Below are 6,203 nucleotides of genomic sequence, written 5' to 3'. Positions count from 1 at the left end.
CAAGATCGCTTCCTCTTAATGGCACGTTTTTGGTAACGTTTACACTTGAATAAAGGTAACTTGTAGTCGTATCAAACTCGGCCGCACAAGTGTCAACTTCGTTATAGTCGATTTCAACGCCTAATTTTTTTCTTGCCTGATATACATCCTCTTCGGTTTTGCCTATAAGTTTTGCAATCATTCTATCGCTAAATCCGTATGTTTTGGCTTTTCTTAAAAGATCTTCATTTTCTAAAATCGCCGGTGTTATTTCTTTTTCGAGTTCAACAATTTCTTTAATCTGATTTAAAAACCACGGATCAATTTTGCATATATCAAAAATTTCCTCTACGCTTTTGCCTCTTCTGAACGCTTCCGCAACATAAAGAAGCCTGTTTTCATTAGGAATTCTTATGTTTTTTACAAGTGTCTCTTCATCGCATTCGATTTTTTCAAATCCGTCAAGTCCGGTTTCAAGTGAATATAGGGCTTTTTGAACTGATTCTTTAAACGTTCTTCCTATCGCCATAACCTCACCAACACTTTTCATTGAAGTTGTAAGCGTTGCGTCAGCCTGAGGGAACTTTTCAAACGTAAATCTAGGAATCTTAGTAACAACATAGTCTATTACAGGTTCAAAGCTCGCTGCTGTGCCGGTAATATCGTTTTGAATTTCGTCAAGCGTGTATCCCACAGCTAAAAGAGTCGCTATTTTTGCAATAGGATAACCGGTAGCTTTTGATGCAAGGGCCGAACTTCTTGAAACCCTCGGATTCATTTCGATTACGATCATTCTACCGTTTTCAGGGTTTACCGCAAACTGAACGTTACTTCCACCCGTATCAACACCGATTTCTCTTAGAATTGCAAAAGATGCATCCCTCATTTTCTGATATTCTTTGTCAGTGAGCGTAAGTGCCGGTGCAACCGTAATACTGTCACCCGTATGCACACCCATAGGATCAACGTTTTCTATAGAACACACAATTATACAGTTATCATTTCTGTCCCTGATAACTTCCATTTCGTATTCTTTCCAGCCAAGCATTGATTCAAGAATCTCAATTTCGTTAATAGGGCTGGCTTCGATACCCGTTTTTGCAAGCGCTTTAAATTCTTCCATATTGTAAGCAACACCGCTTCCAAGTCCTCCAAGTGTATATGCGGCTCTGACAATCAGAGGAAATCCGATGTTTTTTGCTATTTCAACAGCTTCATCAAGCGTATGGGCGGTTTCACTTTTTGCCAAATCAAGACCTATTCTCTCAACGGCCTGTTTAAACTCCTCTCTGTCTTCACCCTTTTTAATCGCTTCCGGGTTTGCCCCTAAAAATTCAATACCTTCAAGCATTCCTTTTTCATACATTTCCATTGCGACATTAAGTGCTGTCTGCCCTCCCATTGTAGGAAGAATCGCATCAACATTTTCTTTTTGAATAATTTTAGCCACAACATCGGCGGTAATCGGCTCGATATATGTAGCGTCGGCAAACTCCGGGTCTGTCATAATTGTAGCCGGGTTTGAGTTTACAAGAACAACTCTGTATCCTAATGATTTAAGTGTTTTTGCGGCCTGAACGCCTGAATAGTCGAATTCGCAAGCCTGTCCTATTACGATCGGACCGGAACCTATAAGCAGTATGGTCTTAATATCTTCTCTTTTTGGCATACGGTACCTTTTTTATATGTAATTATATCCTAAAGAATTAAGAATTGAGAATTGAGAATTGAGAATTAATATAAATATATGTATAATTCCGTTAAAAAGGTTTAATTTGAGTTTACCTCAAAAGATTGAAACATTAAGACTTGCCACTGTTTTTAATAAAAAAACAAGAGAATATGCCATAGAAAAACTCAAAAAAGACAAATCATACCTGCTTAAATGCCTGAGTGAAGATGTAAAAGAAGATGTGATTTTCAGAAACTACAACGACTACCTGACATCTGTAGTGCTTGAAGAAGAAGGTAAACGCGAAAGAATAAAACCTATCAAACGTCAAAAGGTGTTTTCTACAAAAGAGTTTTTAAAATTCTACATACACGACCTTGAAAACACACCCGATGAATTTAAAATACAAAAAGTAGGCGTTTTCGATACGGAAACCACTGATATTTACGGATATATTATTTCATATGCGGTTGTTATACAGGATATGCAGAGTATGGATACCGAAGAGATTTACGATTTTTTAAACCCTAAGGCGAAAATCAGCGAAGAAGCGTATGAAGTTCATAAAATCAAACAAGAAGACATCGAACACAAACCTACATTTGCCGAAAAAAAAGATGAATTCTTACAGATTTTCGACAATCTCGACATGGTGGTGGGTCATAACGTGCTTTACGATTTCGGGGTTCTTAAAAGAGAGCTTGAAAGGGCGGAGCATTTCCCGAACATCATAGACATTCCGATATTTGACACAATGTACTATTCTGCCGACGTCGTAGTGCTTGAAAAGAAAAAAATGCCAAGACTTGAAGAATGTGTGGCGTTTTTCTTCGGTAAACAAAATGCAAATTACCACGACGCCCTGGAAGACGTTAAAATGACGCTTAAAGTATTCAACAGGCTTCTTCAGGAAAAATAATCGCAAAACACCCCTTTAACCCCCATCTTAAAAAGATCTAAGATCTTTTTTTTATCATTTACCGTATAAACGTTTGTGTAAATATTTTCTTTTAAAAGTTCCGAAACTGTCTTTTTATTAAAATTATCAATATCTATATGGTACGCACATACGTTTAGATCTTTTAAATACGCTTTTAAATCTTTCATTTCATAATCAAAAAGAGCCGCAGTATGATACTTTTGCAATTTTTTTATATACCCGTGATTATAAGATGAAATAAGCACAAGGTCTTTTACTCCGAACTTTTCAATCCTTTCCCTTAGATCTTTTATAATGTAATCTTCATCAATATCAGAATCTTTAATTTCAAGATTTGCGGGAAATGAATGCTGTTTAATAAAAGCCAGTACTTCATCAAGATGCGGAATGGAGTTTTTATTCATGTCCGACAGTTCTTGGATATTCAATTCTTTATTAAAAGGATTGTTTTTTATAAACTTTGATACGTTGTCAAGTGTTTTTATCTCATCTAAAGTAAGCTCACCGACGCAGTATCTGTCAAATCTGTCCGACACGTCCGTAAGCTCTCTTAAATCCCCGTCGTGTATCACAACAGGTTTTAGATCTTTTGTATAGTGTACGTCGAATTCAAACATATCGAATCTGTTTAACGATTTTTCAAATGCAGGCATGGTGTTTTCTGGATAAAAAGCCCTTAATCCCCTGTGTGCTATACAGATGTGTTCTTTTTCAAACGCTTTAAACATATGCGGCCTTTATTGTTTTTATATTATAATTCTTTTTACTTTTAAATAAAAGGGGATTTATGAGTATTTTTGACAGTATCATATTAGGAATTGTAGAAGGAATCACCGAATTTTTACCTATTTCATCTACTGCACACATGATAATAGTTTCCACTCTTTTAGGACTTAAACAAAGTGTTCAAAACGTGGCTTTTGAAGTAATAATCCAGCTCGGTGCCACACTTGCAATTGTTTTAATATATCTTGAAAAAATAAACTTTAAAGAAATTAACCTTTGGAAAAAGGTGCTGATTGCATTTATGCCCCTTGCGGTAATAGGTTTTCTTTTAAGACATCAGATAAAGGCTCTTTTTACAATCCAGACGGTTGCGTGGATGTTTATAATCGGAGGAATTGTCTTTTTTATTGTTGAAAAGATCTATTCGGAAGAAAAAGTCAAAATCAGGGATGTTGAAAAAGTAAGCTTAAGAGAGGCACTGATTATAGGATTCTTTCAAGTTTTTGCCCTAATTCCCGGTACCAGCAGAAGCGGTGCAACTATTGTAGGCGGAATGCTAAGCGGGCTTAGCAGAAAAACGGCTGCGGATTTCAGTTTTTTACTTGCAATTCCCACAATGTTTGCGGCAAGCGGTTATGAGCTTCTTAAAAACATTGATTCTTTTACAAACCAGAATATGACGGTTTTAGCGGTAGGCTTTGTTGTAAGTTTCATAGCAAGCTATATAGCGGTTAAACTCTTTTTGAAATATGTTCAGAAATATACGCTAAACGCATTCGGGGTTTACAGAATTATCTTCGGTATTATTCTTCTGTATCTTATAAATCAGGGGATTATAACTTCTTAATCCTCCATAAAATACTTTATCGCCAGATAATAAGCAAAATAAATTAAAAAGAAAAATATTACGGTAGAAATAAGTGGGTTTGTCATAAATGTGGAAACAAGGGCGAAAATCGCCACAAAAAGAATAAAAAGTTCAAAAATTCCAAACATTAATTTGTTCAGAATATCGAACTTCATTTTAAATCATTTCATAAAACTGTTTGAATATGTATTTTGCATCTCTCGGTCCCGGAGAGGCTTCCGGGTGATGCTGGACTGAGAATACTTTTTCGTTTTTGTATTTCACACCTTCAATTGTATTGTCAAAAAGGTTTTTGTGTGTAACTTCAGCAATTTCCTCGATTTCTTCAGGAACGTTGTAGTTGTGGTTTTGGGCTGTTATTTCAACTTCCGGATATTTTCCTATGAAGTTCTTAACAGGATGGTTCCCTCCGTGGTGTCCGAATTTAAGTTTGAATGTAGGATATCCATGTGCGATACTTAAAAGCTGATGTCCAAGACAGATTCCGAACATCGGAACTTTTGCATCAAGCAGCTTTTTGATTTTTTCATGCACGTCTTTTAAAATAAGAGGATCCCCCGGACCGTTACTTAAAAACACACCCTGAATTTCACCGTTTTGATATCTTTTAATCACATCCTCAACAGGAGTGTTTGCAGGTACCACCACACATTCCATTCCGGCTTCGGTAAGTTCGTTTAATATGTTTCTTTTTACACCGAAATCATAAACCACGATTCTTTTATCTGTGTTTTTAGGGTTGTATTTAAACTCTATATCGTTCCATGCGCCGTTTGGATGGATATATTCTTTATCGGTCGTAACTTCTTTAATATAATCAATTTCCTGAATGGAAGGGGTTGAGTCAAGTATTTTTTTAAGTTCTTCTTTATCATGGATTTCGCTTGATGCTATCATCATCATAGCACCCTGGGTTCTGATAGTTTTGGTAAGATATCTCGTATCGATTTCGCTAATTCCCAAAATACCCTCTTGCTTCAAAAACTCTCCAAGGCTTTTTTCACCTCTGAAATTTGAATATGTATCGATATATTCTCTTACAATTACACCTTTAAGCCATGCGCCTTTACTTTCCATATCGTCTTCGTTTACGCCAACGTTTCCGATTTCAGGCATTGTAAATACAACAAACTGCCCAGCATAGCTTGGGTCTGTAATAATTTCCTGATATCCCGTCATAGATGTGTTAAAAACAATCTCACCGACTGCAGTACCTTCCGCACCGAATCCTTTGGCTTCAAAAAAATCACCGTTTGCTAAAAGAATACTAATTTTCATCATAATCCTTTAAATAAGTCCTCTTTTTCTTAACTCTTGTTCATATAATCTTTGGAATACAAGTTCAAATTCTTCACTTCCCGGTACCAAAGGTCTTTTATAATTTTCTATTTTTCTATAAACTTCGTCTCTTGCTTCAATTTCTCTGTGTAAAAATTCCATAATCGATTTGTAGATAATGTTTTTGATTTTACCGTCTCTTACGTCGTAATCGATCAGCTCTTTATCCCAGAGTTCTTTTACTAAAAAGTGTGCAAGATCATCTATTCTTTCATCTCTTTTAAGGTTAAAACCTTCCTCTTCGGCAACTTTACTTTTTATTAATTTAAATACTTCTCTTCTATCAACATCATAAAAAAGAAATTCATTCTCTTCTTCTTGTTGTGCAAGTATTTCTCTTGCTTTATTTTCTATTTCTCTTTCCCATGCTACATCATCTTCTATAATTTCTTCTATTTCTTTAGTTGCTACATCCATGTTTTTCGGGAAAGTTACATATCCGCTATTTAGCAAATCAACGCTTATTTTTCTGGCAAGAAAAGGCACTTGGGCTTCTTTTATAAGCATACTTAACCTTTTTTTAGAATTATACCAAATAAATGGGTTGTCACGTAATAATGCAATTAGGGTTAGTCTTAATTTTTATAAAAGAAAAAAATATTTGTTCTTTTATAATTTTAAAATTCCCATAAAAATTTAACCTTAGTTTAATATTGCTATTTTTTTGCTATAATTGAAAA

The 6,203-nt window shown here is 35.3% G+C and carries 7 protein-coding genes (1 of these 7 only partly in view); 2 read left to right on the top strand and 5 right to left on the bottom strand.

Features of this window, described 5'->3' with window-relative positions; genetic code table 11:
• Positions 1-1,648, bottom strand: partial view of a carbamoyl-phosphate synthase large subunit gene (carB, locus tag NAMH_RS00780; RefSeq protein ID WP_015902729.1) — the 5' portion only. The gene continues 1,625 nt to the left of window position 1, outside the view; 1,648 of the gene's 3,273 nt are visible here — the first part of the coding sequence; its start codon is at positions 1,646-1,648; the stop codon falls past the left edge of the window.
• A gap of 106 nt (positions 1,649-1,754) precedes the next feature.
• Between carB and NAMH_RS00775 the strand changes: the two genes are divergently transcribed.
• Positions 1,755-2,570, top strand: coding sequence for a 3'-5' exonuclease (locus tag NAMH_RS00775; protein ID WP_015902697.1), 816 nt, complete (start codon positions 1,755-1,757; stop codon positions 2,568-2,570).
• Here the strand turns inward: NAMH_RS00775 and NAMH_RS00770 are convergent.
• Positions 2,558-3,319 carry a glycerophosphodiester phosphodiesterase gene (locus tag NAMH_RS00770; RefSeq protein WP_015902250.1) on the bottom strand — a complete coding sequence of 254 codons (762 nt, stop codon included), beginning with the start codon at positions 3,317-3,319 and terminating at the stop codon, positions 2,558-2,560. The two genes, NAMH_RS00775 and NAMH_RS00770, sit on opposite strands and share 13 nt — an antisense overlap.
• A 59-nt stretch (positions 3,320-3,378) precedes the next feature.
• Between NAMH_RS00770 and NAMH_RS00765 the strand changes: the two genes are divergently transcribed.
• The gene (locus NAMH_RS00765; RefSeq protein ID WP_015902057.1) at positions 3,379-4,164 is read left to right on the top strand and encodes an undecaprenyl-diphosphate phosphatase; all 786 of its coding nucleotides are present in this window, start codon (positions 3,379-3,381) and stop codon (positions 4,162-4,164) included.
• On the opposite strand, the gene NAMH_RS00760 is transcribed toward NAMH_RS00765, so the two are convergent.
• From NAMH_RS00760 to NAMH_RS00750, 3 genes are read right to left on the bottom strand one after another with little or no spacing between them, the layout of a single operon-like run.
• Complete coding sequence (locus NAMH_RS00760) at positions 4,161-4,340, bottom strand: hypothetical protein (protein ID WP_041361470.1); 180 nt, start codon at positions 4,338-4,340, stop codon at positions 4,161-4,163. The genes NAMH_RS00765 and NAMH_RS00760 overlap by 4 nt on opposite strands.
• A 1-nt stretch (position 4,341) precedes the next feature.
• On the bottom strand, positions 4,342-5,466 hold the full coding sequence (carA, locus tag NAMH_RS00755) for a glutamine-hydrolyzing carbamoyl-phosphate synthase small subunit (RefSeq protein ID WP_041361468.1): 1,125 nt from the start codon (positions 5,464-5,466) through the stop codon (positions 4,342-4,344).
• A gap of 6 nt (positions 5,467-5,472) precedes the next feature.
• The gene (locus NAMH_RS00750; RefSeq protein ID WP_015902296.1) at positions 5,473-6,030 is read right to left on the bottom strand and encodes a DUF507 family protein; all 558 of its coding nucleotides are present in this window, start codon (positions 6,028-6,030) and stop codon (positions 5,473-5,475) included.
• Positions 6,031-6,203 lie beyond the last annotated feature (173 nt).

Origin of the sequence: Nautilia profundicola AmH (genome assembly GCF_000021725.1) — a bacterium.
Classification (GTDB): domain Bacteria; phylum Campylobacterota; class Campylobacteria; order Campylobacterales; family Nautiliaceae; genus Nautilia; species Nautilia profundicola.
The sequence above is the reverse complement of the archived record's forward strand: the minus strand, read 5'-3'. Positions and strand labels throughout refer to the sequence as shown.

What these genes read in the sequence shown, in the direction of transcription:
- NAMH_RS00770 (WP_015902250.1), bottom strand. Translation starts at nt 3,319, where the DNA reads ATGTTTAAAGCGTTTGAAAAAGAACACATCTGTATAGCACACAGGGGA.
- NAMH_RS00765 (WP_015902057.1), top strand. Translation starts at nt 3,379, where the DNA reads ATGAGTATTTTTGACAGTATCATATTAGGAATTGTAGAAGGAATCACC.
- NAMH_RS00760 (WP_041361470.1), bottom strand. Translation starts at nt 4,340, where the DNA reads ATGAAGTTCGATATTCTGAACAAATTAATGTTTGGAATTTTTGAACTT.
- carA (WP_041361468.1), bottom strand. Translation starts at nt 5,466, where the DNA reads ATGATGAAAATTAGTATTCTTTTAGCAAACGGTGATTTTTTTGAAGCC.
- NAMH_RS00750 (WP_015902296.1), bottom strand. Translation starts at nt 6,030, where the DNA reads ATGCTTATAAAAGAAGCCCAAGTGCCTTTTCTTGCCAGAAAAATAAGC.